16 protein-coding genes and 1 pseudogene are annotated in these 16,733 nt (G+C 32.1%); 11 read left to right on the top strand and 6 right to left on the bottom strand.

Features of this window, described 5'->3' with window-relative positions; all coding sequences use genetic code 11:
- Nucleotides 1-7 precede the first annotated feature (7 nt).
- The 10 genes from BLX24_RS11250 (at nucleotide 8) to BLX24_RS11210 (ending at nucleotide 11,443) form a co-directional block, all read left to right on the top strand.
- Nucleotides 8-688, top strand: a complete 681-nt coding sequence (locus tag BLX24_RS11250) for an inositol monophosphatase family protein (RefSeq protein WP_071503253.1) — start codon at nucleotides 8-10, stop codon at nucleotides 686-688.
- The gene (locus tag BLX24_RS11245; protein WP_071503252.1) at nucleotides 633-2,216 is read left to right on the top strand and encodes an N-acetylneuraminate synthase family protein; all 1,584 of its coding nucleotides are present in this window, start codon (nucleotides 633-635) and stop codon (nucleotides 2,214-2,216) included. Before BLX24_RS11250 ends, BLX24_RS11245 begins: the two co-directional genes overlap by 56 nt.
- Before the next feature lie 89 nt (nucleotides 2,217-2,305).
- The gene (locus BLX24_RS11240) at nucleotides 2,306-3,673 is read left to right on the top strand and encodes a lipopolysaccharide biosynthesis protein (RefSeq protein WP_071503251.1); all 1,368 of its coding nucleotides are present in this window, start codon (nucleotides 2,306-2,308) and stop codon (nucleotides 3,671-3,673) included.
- The gene (locus BLX24_RS11235) at nucleotides 3,628-4,752 is read left to right on the top strand and encodes a polysialyltransferase family glycosyltransferase (RefSeq protein ID WP_143092648.1); all 1,125 of its coding nucleotides are present in this window, start codon (nucleotides 3,628-3,630) and stop codon (nucleotides 4,750-4,752) included. Before BLX24_RS11240 ends, BLX24_RS11235 begins: the two co-directional genes overlap by 46 nt.
- A gap of 4 nt (nucleotides 4,753-4,756) precedes the next feature.
- The gene (locus BLX24_RS11230) at nucleotides 4,757-5,920 is read left to right on the top strand and encodes a glycosyltransferase family 4 protein (RefSeq protein WP_083421926.1); all 1,164 of its coding nucleotides are present in this window, start codon (nucleotides 4,757-4,759) and stop codon (nucleotides 5,918-5,920) included.
- Nucleotides 5,921-5,924: 4 nt separating this feature from the next.
- Nucleotides 5,925-7,274, top strand: a complete 1,350-nt coding sequence (locus BLX24_RS11225; RefSeq protein ID WP_071503248.1) for an O-antigen polymerase — start codon at nucleotides 5,925-5,927, stop codon at nucleotides 7,272-7,274.
- The gene (locus BLX24_RS11220; protein WP_071503247.1) at nucleotides 7,271-8,530 is read left to right on the top strand and encodes a glycosyltransferase family 4 protein; all 1,260 of its coding nucleotides are present in this window, start codon (nucleotides 7,271-7,273) and stop codon (nucleotides 8,528-8,530) included. Before BLX24_RS11225 ends, BLX24_RS11220 begins: the two co-directional genes overlap by 4 nt.
- A complete protein-coding gene (locus tag BLX24_RS11215) occupies nucleotides 8,530-9,609 on the top strand; it encodes a glycosyltransferase family 4 protein (RefSeq protein ID WP_071503246.1) in 1,080 nt (359 codons plus the stop codon). The genes BLX24_RS11220 and BLX24_RS11215 overlap by 1 nt, the downstream gene beginning before the upstream one ends.
- Nucleotides 9,610-9,621: 12 nt before the next feature.
- Nucleotides 9,622-10,185 carry a WcaF family extracellular polysaccharide biosynthesis acetyltransferase gene (locus tag BLX24_RS31665; protein WP_083421925.1) on the top strand — a complete coding sequence of 188 codons (564 nt, stop codon included), beginning with the start codon at nucleotides 9,622-9,624 and terminating at the stop codon, nucleotides 10,183-10,185.
- On the top strand, nucleotides 10,163-11,443 hold the full coding sequence (locus BLX24_RS11210; protein ID WP_229201769.1) for a WcaI family glycosyltransferase: 1,281 nt from the start codon (nucleotides 10,163-10,165) through the stop codon (nucleotides 11,441-11,443). Before BLX24_RS31665 ends, BLX24_RS11210 begins: the two co-directional genes overlap by 23 nt.
- Here BLX24_RS11210 and BLX24_RS34050 read toward each other — a convergent pair.
- The 5 genes and pseudogenes from BLX24_RS34050 to BLX24_RS34045 all read right to left on the bottom strand — a co-directional run.
- A pseudogene (locus BLX24_RS34050) lies at nucleotides 11,440-11,553 on the bottom strand (IS1 family transposase); the annotation flags it as partial. The gene BLX24_RS11210 and the pseudogene BLX24_RS34050 overlap by 4 nt on opposite strands.
- A 106-nt stretch (nucleotides 11,554-11,659) precedes the next feature.
- Complete coding sequence (locus tag BLX24_RS33835) at nucleotides 11,660-11,824, bottom strand: IS1 family transposase (RefSeq protein ID WP_083421923.1); 165 nt, start codon at nucleotides 11,822-11,824, stop codon at nucleotides 11,660-11,662.
- A gap of 92 nt (nucleotides 11,825-11,916) precedes the next feature.
- Nucleotides 11,917-12,633, bottom strand: a complete 717-nt coding sequence (locus tag BLX24_RS11200; RefSeq protein WP_177225825.1) for a transposase — start codon at nucleotides 12,631-12,633, stop codon at nucleotides 11,917-11,919.
- The gene (locus BLX24_RS11195; protein WP_071503244.1) at nucleotides 12,623-13,231 is read right to left on the bottom strand and encodes an IS110 family transposase; all 609 of its coding nucleotides are present in this window, start codon (nucleotides 13,229-13,231) and stop codon (nucleotides 12,623-12,625) included. Before BLX24_RS11195 ends, BLX24_RS11200 begins: the two co-directional genes overlap by 11 nt.
- A gap of 325 nt (nucleotides 13,232-13,556) precedes the next feature.
- Nucleotides 13,557-13,838, bottom strand: coding sequence for an IS1/IS1595 family N-terminal zinc-binding domain-containing protein (locus BLX24_RS34045; RefSeq protein ID WP_083421922.1), 282 nt, complete (start codon nucleotides 13,836-13,838; stop codon nucleotides 13,557-13,559).
- 276 nt (nucleotides 13,839-14,114) lie between these two features.
- On the opposite strand from BLX24_RS34045, the gene BLX24_RS31645 reads away from it, so the two are divergent.
- Nucleotides 14,115-15,530, top strand: a complete 1,416-nt coding sequence (locus tag BLX24_RS31645) for a sialidase family protein (protein ID WP_083421949.1) — start codon at nucleotides 14,115-14,117, stop codon at nucleotides 15,528-15,530.
- An 81-nt stretch (nucleotides 15,531-15,611) separates the two neighbouring features.
- On the opposite strand, the gene BLX24_RS11185 is transcribed toward BLX24_RS31645, so the two are convergent.
- A complete protein-coding gene (locus BLX24_RS11185) occupies nucleotides 15,612-16,730 on the bottom strand; it encodes an acyltransferase family protein (RefSeq protein ID WP_071503242.1) in 1,119 nt (372 codons plus the stop codon).
- Nucleotides 16,731-16,733 lie beyond the last annotated feature (3 nt).

Genomic DNA, 16,733 nt, shown 5'->3' with positions numbered 1-16,733 from the left:
CAATTATATGGAAGTGTGTTTTAAAATTAAAGAATTACTGAAAGAGAATTTAAGTAAAATACTAGAATATAGGAAAAACCCAGTTAAAAAAACTGATGGAAGCTATGTGAGTGAAGGAGATCTATATACTGAAATGTTGATAAAAAATCTATTGGCAGATGAGTATCCTGATTTTAAATTAGTATCTGAGGAAACACCTGAAATAAATATCGAAAATATAAAACAAAAAGAAGTATTAATCTTAGATCCAATAGATGGAACAGAAAACTACATTTCAGGACTCAAAGAATGGGGAGTTGCAGTATGTCATTATAAAGACGGGAAACATCAAGAATCGATGTTAGCACTGCCAGAATTAAATTGCTATTTAAGTACAGGGGATAAAATTAAAAAATATGATTCGAGAATATGTGGAATTTCCTCAAGTTTAACAAAAAGCGATTTACTGAATCTTGAGGAAGGTTATGAATATAGAATTATTGGATGTTGTGTTTACAATATGTATAATGTAATCACAGGATCGTTCTATAGTTTTCAAAATAATAAAGGGGCATATATTTGGGATATCATTCCCGGACTGAATATTGCTGTTGAAAATGGATTAAATGTAACAGTAGAAAATGAACAATACAATGGAGAACTTCTTGAGCCAAATAAGAAATATCGTTTTAAAATCTCACAAAAATAAATTATTAATTGTGGGTAAAGGTGAGTCATCTCGAGAACTAGTTGACTATGATCTAAAAGACTTTTTTGTAATAAATATAAATGATTCGGAAAGAATCATACAAGGAGACATATCTTTATTTTATAAAATTGACTTTTTCGAAAGTATAAAATCAAATAATTTTAGTTCAGAGAAATATATTGCTCCATCATATTTAAAGATACCAGATCAAAAGCATATTGAGGTAAGTTATGAAGCTTGGAGACAAGATAGTCATGAGCATATTTTAGATTATTTACGTTCCGAAACATATTATTTAACAGATTATGTAATTTTATCTGCTATAAAATTTAGTCTTGAGTATCAGAAAATACTAAAAGAAAATATCGAAGTGTTTTTTGTTGGATTTGATTTTTATGCAAGTACATTATCACCAGAAGATAATGTGATGCATGATTTGAAATATAAAAATGCATTTTTAAAAACTCAAGAATCTCAATTTAAAGAGGTGATTGAGTATTTTAATATGTATTATAAGACAGTTAAGCTAAAACATGTCGGTGAAAAAGAGTTTAGTGAAATTTCAATACAAGGATTTAAAAAGTTCTTAGATGATATAAATTACGATTATCCAGTTAGAAGAAGAGTAACAAATTCAAGTTTATATAAAAAATTGACCAAACAAGTAGAACGAGATAACAAAGTAATTGTAGTTGCAGAATTTACAAATAATCACATTGGCGACCCAAAAAGATTAGTTAAAATGATACAAATAGCTAAGGAAAGTGGAGCTGATATGATAAAAGTACAAAAAAGAGATGTAAGAACTTTTTATACGGCTGAAGAACTTTCACGCCCCTACAAATCACCATTTGGTAAAACTTTAGGTGATTATAGGTTAGGTGTTGAATTAAATGATGATTTGTTCAGCCTTCTTGAAGCAGAGTGTATAAAGTATGAAATACCATGGTTCGCGTCAATATTAGATTGGAATTCATATGAATACATGACAAAGTTTGATACTGTATTATTGAAATTACCTTCAACTATATCAAACCATAAAAATTATTTACTAAAAGTAGGTGAAAGTTTCGTAGGAGACTTAGTTATTTCAACTGGCTTTACAGACAAAAGTTATGAGAATTTTGTGCTAGATAATTTTATATCTGACAGGAAATTATTTTTGCTACAATGCACCTCTTCTTACCCAACTCCGCCAGAAGCATGTCAAGTAGCCGTTGTAAGGCATTATGAGGAATTAAGAGGTTTAGGTTATAAAAACTTATATTCAGGTTATTCAAGTCATGATGTTGGATCCTTAGGATGTATGTTAGCAGTAGCAGCTGGGGCCAAAATGATTGAAAAGCACGTTAAATTAGGTGATCTTGATTGGGTCCATTTTGATGGAGTTGCAGTAGATCTATATAAAAATGAATTTAAAAGCTTTGTACAAGACGTCAGGAAAGCTGAAATAATGTGTGGATCAAAAAGTAAAAATATCCACGGCGTTGAACATCATAAGTATACACCGAATGTTACACATAATTAGCCTTTTAGTGATCAGGACTAAACTAAATGATAGCTTTTCTATAGACCGTATTACATGTTTTATGTTAGTATTGTTAATGAATATTTCTAATGATTTCTAAAAATAAAATAAATAATTTTTTTAAAAACGGTGTTGCAACGGCAATACAAAAGATAATAAAAGTGGCTGAACAATTAGTATTAGTCCCTTTTTTTATAAGTTCTTGGGGGACTGAATATTATGGTGAATGGTTGACTTTAACAATAATCCCAAATATATTCAGCCTAACAGATTTAGGATTTGGTACAGCTGCATCAAATTATTTTGTATTAAATTTTCTAAAAGGAGATAAAAAAAAAGCAGCAGATATATCTAAAAGTGCATTCATATTAATTACAATTATTCTTATAATAGGAATATCGTTAAGTTTATTAGTAGTATTAATTCTTAAAAAATATAGCTTTTTATCAGTTTCAATAATAAATGAGAATCAAGCCCTAGCAAGTGTCTGGATACTAATTGTTTCAAGATTAATATCTTTTTATACGCAAATGTTTGAAGCGTATTACAGAGCTGCGCGAAAAGCAGCATTAAGTATTAATCTATTCACAATACAATCATTTATGATAATTATATTGAATGCAATAGTGCTATATTTGAATATGAATATAGTTTATTTGGCTCTATTTAATTTAGTTGGAACGTTGATGTTTGTTATAACATATGGAGTAATTGCGAAAAGATTAATCAATTTCAAGCACCAAAAAATATATGGTACTATTAATAAAAATGAAATTAAAGTTATCGGAAAACAAGGTTTTGGTTATTTACTTTCACCCATTTGGCAAGCAATATTTTTTCAAGGATCAACATTAGTTGTAAGAATTACACTTGGACCTGAATCTGTAACAATATTTAATACTGTACGTTCACTTACAAGATCTGTAAACCAGATCATAAATATGATAGATACCATAGTTTTTCCTGAATTGCAATATGAAATTGGACGAGGTGACTTAAAAAAGGCTTCAAATATTTATGTTAACTCTGTAATAATTACTACAATAATTGCATTAGCTGGAATATGTTTTTTGTTAATTTTTGGAATCGATATATACAAATTATGGACAGGAAACAGTATTAAAATTGATAAGTATGTTTGGTCAGTAATTGTTATTGGGATATTATTCAATGCCTTATGGTGGATTGGTGGTGTAGTCTTCAGGGCATATAATAAACCATATATGTATACAATTGCAGGAGTAATTTGCTCTATTATATCGATAATATTATCATACTTACTTGCACAACATATTGGTTTACTTGGTATAGCTGTTGGAACACTAAGTTTAGAGGTATTAATGTCCATATATGTACTACCTAAAAGCTTGAATTTACTAAGAATCACTTACACCGTATTTATTGATAGAATATGGAATTTCTTGAAAATGGACAAAGTTATAACAACAAAGATTTAAACTTAATGCGCAATTTATTTGTCTGCCATACACAAGCTAATTTGATTTTAGCAATAGGTCTAGCAAAGATTAGATTCCAAAACCAAAAAAATGATTTAATTTTGTTTAAAGATTTTAATTTAAATGAACAAACTGAAAAAGCAGTACGATCTGCATTTACAAATGTACTTATAAGGAAAGGATCTTATCCTTCATCGAACAATAAGTGGTATAATAAATTGCCGATAATTTTAAATGATTTAGTAGCTATCAATAAATTTATAACTGATTCCTATGATAAAGTTTTTGAGGTTTGCGATACGAATATACAAGAAATGTATATTTTGAAAAAACTTTACAAAAAAAATAAGCACATTGAAATGATATGGCTTGAAGATGGATCATTTCCATATTTTAAAAATACTGAAAATGTGGACGGTTTTAATTCTAATGATATTACAAGAGCATTGAGAAAATTGATAATAAAATATATTTTTCAATTTGGTAAGATATATAATTTTAACGGTAATTACATTTCAAGTAATAAGAATTTAACAAAAATATATCTTACTTTAAAAGGCAAAGAGAGAGATATTTTTAGGGGAAGAGAAATAATTCAGATCCATAAGGAAGAATATTTAAAAGGTGTAACAAGTCTTTACTTAAATATTGATGAAAGTTTGCAAATGGCAGACTGTAGTATAGTGATTGCTCTTGATAAAATTGATACAATAAAAAATATTGATACACTAGTTGAATCAATCCAACATATAAAAGAATACTCTTCCAGTAAAAAAAATCAAATTTATTATAAGCTTCATCCAAAGGAAGAATATAACCTAGAAGTCCTAAATGACCTCAGATGTTTAAATAAGGATAAAGGCTTAGAATATTATCTTTCAAGCTTTAAAGATAAAAATGTCAAAGTTGTTGGGTATAAGAGCACAATTTTAATGAGTGCAAGAGTATTGGATATTAAAGTAATATCATTGACAAAATTAATAGGTGATTATTCACACGAACTAACCGAGTTTTATGATAAGATTGGCGTAGATATGCCAGATAATTTAATGAAACTGCAATCATTACTAAGTGAATAAGAAAATGAGTGTTTCAAAAGTTATATTATTAACTAATATTTTGACTCCATATCGAAAATATTTTTATGATATGTTGTATAAAGCATTTAAAGAACAGGGAATATCCTTTAAAGTGCTTGTTACAGCAGAGACCGAGCCTAATAGAAATTGGACATATTCTCAATATAAGACGGAATATACACATTTGATAGACGGCAAAGTTTTCGCCATATCTGGGATTTATTTTCATATAAATAAAGGGGTGAGATCTATACTTGAAAATGAAGATCCTGATGTAGTAATCTCAGCGGGTTCTTATCTTTATTTTGCACTATGGACAGTGCTTTATAATAAGAAAAGTATTGATTATAAAGTATATTATTGGAATGAGTCACATCTTAATGAAGAAAGGAATTATAGTTACTATAAGTTGTTATTGCGTGAACATATTAGGAGGTATATTTTTAAAAAGTTTGACGGTTTTTGGTATGCAGGTAGATTATCGCTTCAATTTATTATGAAATATGCTGCAAATGAAAATCATAAGATTTTAGTGCCAAATGTTATCGATAATGTAAAATATAATACTGTTTTAAATTTTGATGAATTTAAATTAAATAATGTTCGTAAAAGTTATAAAGTTGATAATAATAAGATTCTTCTATTTTGCCCAGCAAGATTAACCTGTGCTAAAGGACAAATGCGTTTTTTAAAACTTTTAGTTGAGTCTGAGTTTTGTGATAAATTTACTGTTTTACTAGCTGGAGATGGAGAATTAGAAGCCGATTTACGTAATTTTATTGATAATAAAGAGAAATTAGATATAAGATTATTAGGATATGTGGATCAGACAACTACTATTGATTTATATTCCATTTCAGATTATTTACTTTTACCTTCGCTTTCTGATCCTAATCCCTTAACATGTATTGAGGCATTATGGTGTGGCTTACCATTAATTGTGTCTGAACATGTAGGTAATCATCCTGAAGTTGTCGTTAATGATAAAAATGGATATGTTTTTAGCTACAGTGATGAAAAAAACTTTTATAATATTATTAAAAAAATTGTATCAAACTCTAAGTCATGGTATGATGTTGCCAAAATGACTTCACTTGAGATAGCAAATACTAGATTTAACGCTAGCGATGTTGTTTCTAATGTTGTATCTCAAATAATAAAAATCTAATACTATGTCACTGAATAAAATAATTTCTTACCCAATTATTCATACTATAATATTGTTGCTCATATTTTCCTTAAATAATGATATATATCTTTATGAGATTTATGTAATTATTCTTTCAAGTATGTTTATGCTTTTTGGATATTTATACGTTATTAGAAATGAAAGTATAGATATTTTTCATTCAATTCATATTGTTGTCGCTTTATATATGGCATTATTTGTCTATACACCTCTTTCATTGATTTCTGTCGGACGAACTGATTGTTTTGGTGTTGATGTCATGCCAGGTTGTATAAAAGCAACCTTTGTTTTTCTGTTTTCCTTTCTTTTCTTTCTTCTGGGTTATTATAAAGCTAGCTATCTACGATTTTATTCCTTTATACCTATAAATAAAAATAAAATAAAAAATATTATGATATTTTCATATGTTATCTGGGTTTTAGCTTTTGCTTTATCGATATATTACTTATTCCTGACTGGAAGGTCTTTTACATATATCTTTAGTATGGGCCAGGATGGAAATAAAATTGATCAAAATACAGATTTATTATTTTTGTCAAATTTTTCATTGTGTATGATTGTTCCATTAATTTATATATTTAAATTTAATAATAATAAATTTATCTTTATTGTATTAGCATTTATGACTTTTTCTGTTTTTTATATACGTGGATTTCGAATCTTTTTAATTATTATGATTGTATCTATTTTCTTATATTATTATAAAAGTAATAATAAAAAACCATCCACTAATATTTTAATATTTTTTACTATTACATTATTTTACTTAAGTACTTTACTCGGATCAACTCGTGGATCTTTGAGATCTGGAGAGAAAGCTAACTCGTCATTAAGTACTACTGATTTTATTTATACACTCGAAAGTAATTTTGATTTATATAAACCATTCTATGGTTTAATGATGAATTATCCTGATAAATACGATTTTACATTAGGCAAAAGCTTAATTATAGATACATTTACTCTTTGGATCCCACGTGCTTTCTGGCATAATAAGCCACTTGCACAAGATATGACAATGGTTGTAGGTATTCGGCATTCAGTTAATGATTTTGCTATTTTAAATGCTGCGATTGCTTGGCCTAATATTGGAGAGTACTATTTGGATTTTGGAATTATTGGATGCTTTATAATTTTTTTTGTTTTTGGTTATTTTCTCAAAAAAATGAATTCATTATATCATTCAAACAACTTAAATCATCTTGTTCTTTATTCTGTTTGCTACACATTATTACTTCAATTCATTACTCGTGGTGGACTTTGCTATTTTTCGGCCTTTTTTTTATTTACAACATCCCCTTATTTTTTAATAACCAAGTTTAGTAAAGTATGAAAGTTATTGTTGCTCATCCAGGTAAACAACATTCTTTGAGGTTGGCGTCAGCATTGAAGAAATCAGGCTTTTTGTATAAATATTGTACATCGATATATAATTCTAACAATTCGATATTAAATAAAATTTTGCTTTTATTTCTTAATTCGAATAATAAGAAAAGAATATTAAGCAGAAAGTCATACGAACTGTTTGATTCTGATATTTTGCAGTTTTGTGAGTTGGAAACTCTACTTTTAACTCTTTATACTAGGGTATTTGGTAATACTAAATTTTCTAATATTATTCGCACTGTAATTTCAAGACGTTTTCAAAAAAAACTTGCAAAATATATAATAGATAATAAAATAGATGTAGTTATTTCATTCGATACTAATAGTGAATTACTTTTTGAGATTTTAAAAACTAAAGCACCTAATGTTATTAAAATTATTGATCATGCTCAAACACCTCGAAATTATTTGCATGTTATTTATCAACAATATATTTTTTCAAGCGGTAAATTTGCCAAAACTTTTGAAGGTTCTGGTTTTGTTTTTGATAAATCTTTTAGTGAGAAATTTGTTAAAGAAATTTTGTTGGCTGATTATCATATTGTTGCCTCAACCTTTTCAAAAAAAGGCTTATTTTTTTCCGGAATTTCGAATGATATAATCTTTCAAATTCCTTATGGTGTTGATTTTGAAAAGTACGTTAATTCAAATGTAGTATCTAGGAATATTAATAAATTTTTTAAAGTTTTATATGTTGGTGAGATTAGTCAACGTAAAGGTATTTCTTATATATTAGAGGCTTCATGTAAACTTTTGAGTTATCCAATTCAATTTGATTTAATAGGTTCTGGCGCACAATACTTTCCTGATCTTTTTGAAAATATCCCAGACAATGTTTTTCTTCATGGTCACAAGTTACTGGATGAACTTAAACTTTTTTATTCTGATTGTAGTGTTTTCCTTTTCCCGACTCTTGGTGAAGGTTTTGGTCTTGTTTTACTTGAAGCTTTATCTGCTGGCTTGCCTGTTATCGTTACTAAAAATTCCGGAGGGCCTGATATAATAATTGATGGTTATAATGGATTTATTATCGAAGCAGGTGATGTAAATGCAATTTATGAAAAAATTCTTTATCTTTTTCTTCATCCTAGTCATTATCATGAAATGTCTTTGAATGCTCTTGAATCAGTAAAAAATTATTCGTGGGATAATTACGAAAAAAATATTTGTCAAGCTTTAAATAAAATTAATTTACTTTTCTGATGTATACAATTAAATTTATATCACAATTTCCTCCTCCAATGCATGGTCTTTCAAAAGCTGTTTCGACCTTATATAGTAGTGTATTACATAAAAAATTTATTTTTTCTAAATTAAATCTTACTAATAATTTAGATTTTGTCAAAAATTTACTTATTCTTTTGTTCTCAAATGATGATCTGTATTATTTTACAATTTCTCAAACTGTCGGCGGTAACATTCGTGATTTAGTTATCATTTTTATTTTGAAAATTAAAAGAGCTAAAATTTTGTTACATCTACATGGTGGCTATTATCGTACTCTAATTGATTCTAAATCATGTTATATACAAAAAAAGATTAATTATTTTTTGATAAATAAAGTTTCAGGCGTTATTGTTTTAAGTGAGAGCTTGAAATTTAATTTTACTGGTATGATTGACAAAGAAAATATTTATGTTGTTGAAAATTGTGTTGACGATTGTTTTCTTTTGAGTAATGAATTATTAGAAATTAAAAAAAAAGATATTATTACTTCTGGAATATTGAAAATATTATATTTAAGTAATTTTATTGAAAGTAAAGGCTACAAAGACGTTCTGCATATTGCACTTCATTCAAAAAATAAAAATTTGCATTTCGAATACCATTTTGCTGGTAAGTTTTTTTCTGATTTAGATAGAAACTATTTTTTTAATTTTATTTCCGAAAATAACTTAACTAATTATGTTTTTTATCATGGTGTTGTAGACGGGGCTAAAAAAGCTTGTCTTCTAAATGATTCTCATATTTTTATTTTATTATCCAGATATCCTAATGAAGGACAACCAATTTCTATTTTAGAGTCTTATGCAAACGCTTTAGCAGTTATATCTACTTATCATGCAGGCATTCCTGATATTGTTAATGTTCCCGATAATGGTTTTTTGATTGAAAATACTAATATCGACAATGTTGCAATAATTAATTATCTATTGTATTTATATAATAATCGTCCTGCTTTGCTTTCTATTGCAGTGATGAACCATAAAAAAGCTGTTGAGTTATTTTCTGAAGATAGATATATTTCAGATATGGAAAACGTTTTTTTAAAATATTTGTAATTAAATTTAATTATGTTTAATAAATCAGTTGTTCGGTTAGGAGAATTTGATTCCTCTTTAGGATTTACACTCGGCGCTTCCAAGTTTAAATTTGTTGTTTGGTATATTGTAAAATGTATATTTTTTCTAAACCCTTTCCCTTTTCCTAATTCCATTAAACGTTTACTTCTTATTTTATTTGGAGCAAAAATTGGCCATTCAGTTATTATAAAACCAAGAGTTAATATTCATTTTCCATGGAAGCTTGAAATTGGCGACTATGTCTGGATTGGAGAAGAAGTTTTTATATTAAACTTTGAAAAAGTTACTGTTGGTAATAACGTTTGTATTAGTCAGAGATCTTTTTTATGTTGTGGAAACCATGATTATTCGATTTATAATATGCCTTATCGGAATTCTCCAATCACTCTTTATGATGGTGTGTGGATTGGGGCTTCTTCCTTTATTGGTCCTGGTGTTGTTATAGGTAATGATACAATTGTAACAGCTGGGTCTATTATAAATGAAACTTTAGATAGTAATGGTATTTATAAAACCTATACTAAACCCTATCTTGTTAAAAAACGTTGGAAATAATTTTTGTGGTATGAGAATTTTGTTCTATGGGATCAATTATTTTCCTGAACTGACAGGGATTGGAAAATATACTGGTGAAATGGCTGAATGGTTAGTCAGTCAAGGTCATGCCGTTGATGTTATTACGGCTTTACCTTATTACCCGGAGTGGAAGATAAAAGAAGAATACAGCAGTAAAAGTTGGATGACTGAAATAAGCAATGGTGTTCGTATAATGCGTTGCCCTTTGTATGTGCCAAAAAACGTCACATCTATTAAGCGTATTGTTCATGAGTTATCTTTTGTTATCTCTAGTTTGCGATTCTGGTCGAGAGTTTTTGTGAGTAAGCCATATGATATTGTCATTTGTTTTTCTCCTCCTTTTCATTTAGGGCTTTTGCCCGTACTTTATACACAGCTACGTGGTGTGCCACTTTGGTGTCATATTCAAGACCTACAGATCGATATGGCAAAGGATCTAGGTATGATTAATAATAAACTATTTCTAAATCTTATGTTTTTTGTTGAACGCATTATTTTGAAACATTCAAGTGTTGTTTCAACAATTAGTAAAGGCATGATTCGGAAGATTTTGGCAAAGAAAGTATTAAATCAGGAATGTTTATTTTTTCCTAATTGGGTTGATGACAAACATATCTCTGTACTGCCGAAAGAAGCTTCTCTAAAAAGAGAATTTGGTATTCCGATGGAACATAAAATTATTCTGTATTCAGGAAGTTTAGGCGAAAAGCAAGGCTTAGAAATCATACTTGAGGTTGCGGAAGCTTACCGCACCCAATCTGACGTTCATTTCTTAATTGTGGGTGCAGGGGGTGGGAGAGAACGTCTTGAAGAGTTAGCTAGGCAAAAAAAGCTAGGGAATGTTAGATTTTTTCCTTTACAGCCTTATGATAAGCTAGGAGAGTTATTGGCATCGGCTGATGTTCACTTAGTTTTACAAAAAAAGTCGGCTTCTGATCTAGTGCTCCCTTCGAAGCTGACAAGTATTTTATCAGCTGGTGGTTGTTCAATTGTATCTGCTCTTCCCGGAACAACTTTATATGATATAATTGATGAGTTTAAAATGGGTATTTTAGTAGAGCCGGAATCCGTCATTGCCTTGAAAGAAGGTATTGATAAAGCATTGAGTACTGATTTAAATTGCTATAGGGAAAATGCCCGACGCTATGCTGAACAATTTTTAAGTAAAGAAACAATTTTAAGAAGATTTGAAATGGATTTACTTCTGCCATTTTCGAAAAAATCGGTAGTGGCTTAATCTTGTTGGTGCGTAAAGAAAAACTGGTTGATGAAAAGGCCAATAACCGCATCATGAACTAACACCGATTTCGAGAAACAAATCGTTCGCCGATACAACCGTTTAAGTCGGGTACCAACGTTAGATGCTTCCGTTTAAGACGCTGCATGGCCGCTTTGCCCCGGTTCGTATCCACTGATCCAGGCAGTCAAAATAGACCCACCACGAATCGGTAAACTACCGCTCCACCCCAATCTGAGCCCCGGCCAGAACCTGTAGCAACTGCTCAAAGGTGCGATGACTACGACGGCCAAAGACAAAAGCAAGTACTTCGCCTGTAACCGTGTCTTCACCCCACCACAGCCAGCGCGGGTACTTCTTAGCACCGGTGAATGACCACATTCATCTGTTTTTAGATTCACAATCAAGCCCTTATCTGCATAAGCAGGGTTGACCCGAACGACCTCACTGCTTTTTTTCTGTACAACTGATTTCTACCCTATTGATAACGAGTGCTTTGTGAATAGCCTTTTTAGCTCCTCCTGAGTCAATTGGAGAGCATGCAGTTTTTTGTCTAAGTGCTTCAGTTTGAGGATACGCTGCTTTGCCTGGTTCTGCTCCACTCGCTCTTTTTGATAGGCTTCCCCTTTACTGATCATATTCCAGATGATAACCGCCAGCTTGCGGGCGGTGGCAATAATGGCCGCAATCCGGCCTTTTTTGAAGGCAATGCGTTTGAAGAAGGGCGTTAACTCATGATCTTTCTGGTTGCCAATCGAGTTGGCCGCATGGCGCAACGCTTTGGCGATGGTATTTCGACCAGACGGTCGGCGATTACTGATGACTTTACCTCCACTGACCTTGTTATTGGGCACCAGGCCCAGCCAGCAGGCAAAACTTTTCGCGTTCGGGAATTTGTGAATGTCATGACCTAAGCTGGTGAGTAAGCACAACACCGTATTGTAACTGATGCCGGACACGGCAAACAGGTCGGTACGAAAATACTGGTAAGCCAACTGGGATAGATTAAAGCCAGGAGCATGTTTGCCCGCTCGCTTGCGATGCGTTTTTAGCTGCTTCTTCTCGGTCGGCGTTACCTCAACCGGGGGCGCATACTTGACTAGAAACGTTTCAATAACACCATCACATTCCTTGATCTTACTCTCGTAAAGCCGGTAAAAATCCAACGAAGCCTGTAGCTCAAACAGCAATCGCTTCGGCGCTCCGATCCTCTCGCCACCAGCCTTGCAGGGCATCCGCAATCTCCTGGCGGGATTTTTTCACCCGGTCACTTACCAGCGACACCAGATGATCCGTTTCCCGATGGCCTGATAGAATCGCTTCAATGACGGCCATACCAGATTGACCGGTGATATCATTGAGTGCCACATCTAAGCGGATATTCATCAACCGTAATGCCTTTTGCATCTTGCTGGAGTAACGAGCCGATTGCTGGACCAGATGCTGGCGATGGTAATAGTAGGTACGCAACTGCTGAAAGGTATCACTCAGAAGCAAACTGCCCGAAAGTAAGCCCAGCGAGTGCAGCTTTTGAATCCAGATGCAATCGATCACGTCGGTTTTGCGGCCCTTGACATTTTTGGTCTGGCTACCGCCCACTAGCAGCACGTCAAAGCCTGCTTGCTGAAGAGCATTGAACAATGTCTGCCAATAACTACCGGTACTCTCCATGGCGATGGTAGTCACGCCATGCTGGCGCAGATGACTAATAATCTCCAGATGGTCTTTTGTGTAGACCCCAAACTCACGCACATTGTCGGCTTCGGCCGTCCGATTTGTTCTGATCAATGGCTACCAGATGACTGCGTGAACCCACATCAATCCCGGCGGCATGGGGATGAAGAATCTTGAAGGTTACTTGGCTACTTTCCATAGGACATTAGTGGTTAATGACTTCCGGGAGCGCACCGTGACTGTAAGAGTTTTCTGTACGGGATTCGCCGAAGCGATCACCAATGCATTCACCAAATACCTTTCATAACGAAAGGCATTGTACGCTCCAGCCCAGATTTTAAGGGAGGACTCGATCGGGTACCAGTAAAAGCGGGAGGCTTGGTTCAGAAAGTCGGCCAAATTTAGGGCTTCTGCTGGGAACGTAAGTTGTAAAGGCTATTCAACAGCGTAGGCGCTGTACAACGATTTTAAAATGTCGGCTAACCGTATTCCGATTAATGCCATGCATACGCGCTGTGTCCAGAACGCCCCCGCCGTTAAGAACAAGGTCAGTAATCTGTTGGCTGACGAGCGGGTCGCAGGCCTTGTTGGTGTAGATTCGCACAAACGTCCGCTTACAATCACCACACTGAAACCGTTGAGTAGCAGCTGGTGTGGTACCGTAGCGTTTAACCAAATCGGTTTTGCCACAATGTTTGCAAGGAATCGCTTCTAAGACCATTGACAAAGATACATCTAACAACAAGATTAAGCCACTATTGATATTAAGAGTAAGTATGATGGATATGCTTCTTTCTTTGATTACTCACCATTTATTATATGATATTATGATATTTATTGCCATTTATATCTCTCTTAAGTATACAATATATTAGTCTTCTTCTAATTAAATTTGAATTTTAATGTAATAATAATGAAGCCATGCTTGTAATGAATGAATAATATTAATAAAGTTGTGTAGTGGAAACCATATTCTAATCTTATATATTATATGAAGATGAAATTTGTAATAGTCAAACTAATACGAAAGCCAGCTGCACTTTCGCATTCGCAAGATTTTACTTCTTTTCAGTTACTAACTGTAATTTATTTGGCATGGCAATCGCTAAATAAAGATATTGTGTTGTTTAATTCAAAATATTTCGGAGAGCCAGAATGTTTTAGTATAAAACATATTTTAAAGGTTATTAGCTTAAGATCTGTTTTACATAGATTTATTTTGATAGTTTCTGTAAATCTATGTTCATGCAAGACTCAGGATAAGTCATTAATTTCGACCTCAATTAATCCTGTTGGAAAAGAGAGCGATGCTGCTTTGGTAGCACCCGTAATTGATACAAAACCTTTGCCAACCTATGACTATGATCAACTTGATTTTAGTATGAACAATGGCATAGCAAGAACACCTAAAGGTCGGATTTGGTCATGCTGGGTTGCAGGTGGCGATGATGATAATGCTTTTTTTGTGTTAAACTATAGTAATGATAATGGAGAGTCTTGGTCGAAACCTAGTGTCGTCATTGACCCTCATGATACTTCTCTTGAAGATAAGCGTAGGTCAGTTGTTGGAAATTTATGGACTGATCCACAAGGTCATTTATGGCTATTGTTTGACCAGTCTTTGACATACTATGATGGCAGGAGCGGGACATGGTATACGCGATGTGATAATCCCGATAGTGACACTCCGATTTGGTCTAAGCCTGTCAGAATATGGCATGGCTGTTCGCTGAATAAACCTAATGTTTTTTCAAATAATACTTGGCTGGTAACTATCTCACTCTGGAATAGAGGGCTTATTACTCTCAAATATAAACAACAGTTTCGTGAACTAGATGCATTTCGTATGGCAAACGTAATTGTATCTTCCGATCAAGGCAAAACTTGGATACGCCAAGGAGGAGTACTGTTTCCTGGTTCAGAATATGATGAACATCATATTATTGAGCGAAGAGATGGTACACTTTGGATGACCGCGCGAACAATTAACGGTATATGGGAAAGTGTATCGTCTGATAAAGGTATAACATGGTCAAAGCCTGTAAAATATCAAGAACATGTTAACTCACGCCATTTTATTCGTCGTTTACAATCAGGCCGAATTTTATTAGTACGACACGGAGCTATTAATGAATTAACAAGCCTTCGAACTAAACTGACCGCTTATTTATCTGAAGATGATGGAAAAAGCTGGATTGGTGGGTTATTGTTAGATGATCGAAGTGTGGTTTCTTATCCTGATGGCTTTCAGTCATCTGATGGTACTATTTATATATCGTATGATAGGAATAGAAATAGAGATGCTGAAATTCTTTTGGCTCGGTTCACTGAAGAAGATATTTTATTAAAGAAATTTGCTGGTCAAAACTCAAAAGCAAGAATATTAATTAGTAAAGCACTTAAAAATAAATAATAGTTAGTGGCTTAGATATCTACAATTTATAACACTTACGTTTATACATTGTAAATGTCTAAGCCACTAGAAAATAATTGTTTACTTAGCTTGTGGTAACATTTTAGATTTAATTAGATTTTTAATAAATGGTGTTTGCTTTTCGAAACATAGCCAAAAGACATAACTAAACAATACAATTGAAGTTGAAATTAATATAAATATAATAAAATTATCTTTTGTGAAAGGTAAACGTTCTTTTATTAAAGCACTTGTTATTAATACAGCTAGTGGCATATGGATTAAATACAAGGTATAAGAAATGTTTGATAAAAACAGGGTGATTCTTTTTAATATATTTAAAGGCATTGTATAGTTAATTAAACTAAATATACATAAGCTTGTGACAAACCCAAGTGTATAATCATTAAAGAGGAAATTTAATTTATTTATTCTTACTACTGACATATTTACAAAAAACATTCCTATTATGACAGGTGTTAAATAGCTGAGGGCTTTATTGTTTTTAATGACCTTACTCAAGAAATATGGAATTCCACCCATTAGCCAAATTAAATAGTTGTTTCTTATGTCTGTTCCAATCAAGAAAAAAATTGACAGTATGAATACTAAATAAATTAAGACATTTATGGATTTTCTCCAGTTAAATATTAATAGATACATTAATGGGAAGAGACAATAGTACCAGAATTCGTAGGCTAAACTCCATAATGGCGAATTCGTTCCAAATGTAGGTACTAATATTTTTTGAATGAAAAACATATTGCCGAAGAATACAGCAAAAGATTGATTGTTGTTTAAATTTACTGCGGGTAAATATTCTAGTTCACCTTTATAAGCTAGAGATTCAGGAAAATATAATTCTCCAAAATTATCACATAGTACAGTGAAAAGCAAAGATGGAATCAATACTACCCAAAGCCTTACTATTCTGTCAATACCGTATCTTCTAAATGACCATTTATTATTTATATATGCTTTATCTATACTGCCAATTATAAAAAAACCACTTAGAACAAAAAAGATAATTACTGCAATATGCCCAAATCCTGTTATAAAATAAAAGAATTGGATAAAGACATTTTGTGACGTAGACGAGTAGTCTAAAAAGAACAAGGCTCTAACATGACTCAATAATACCAATAACGCAGATATACCTCGGATTAAATCAAGCCAGTAGTAGTTACTTTGGTGTTTCATATC

The sequence above is a fragment of the Arsenicibacter rosenii genome, from assembly GCF_001870735.1.
Classification (GTDB): Bacteria; Bacteroidota; Bacteroidia; order Cytophagales; family Spirosomataceae; genus Arsenicibacter; species Arsenicibacter rosenii.
The sequence above is the reverse complement of the archived record's forward strand: the minus strand, read 5'-3'. Positions and strand labels throughout refer to the sequence as shown.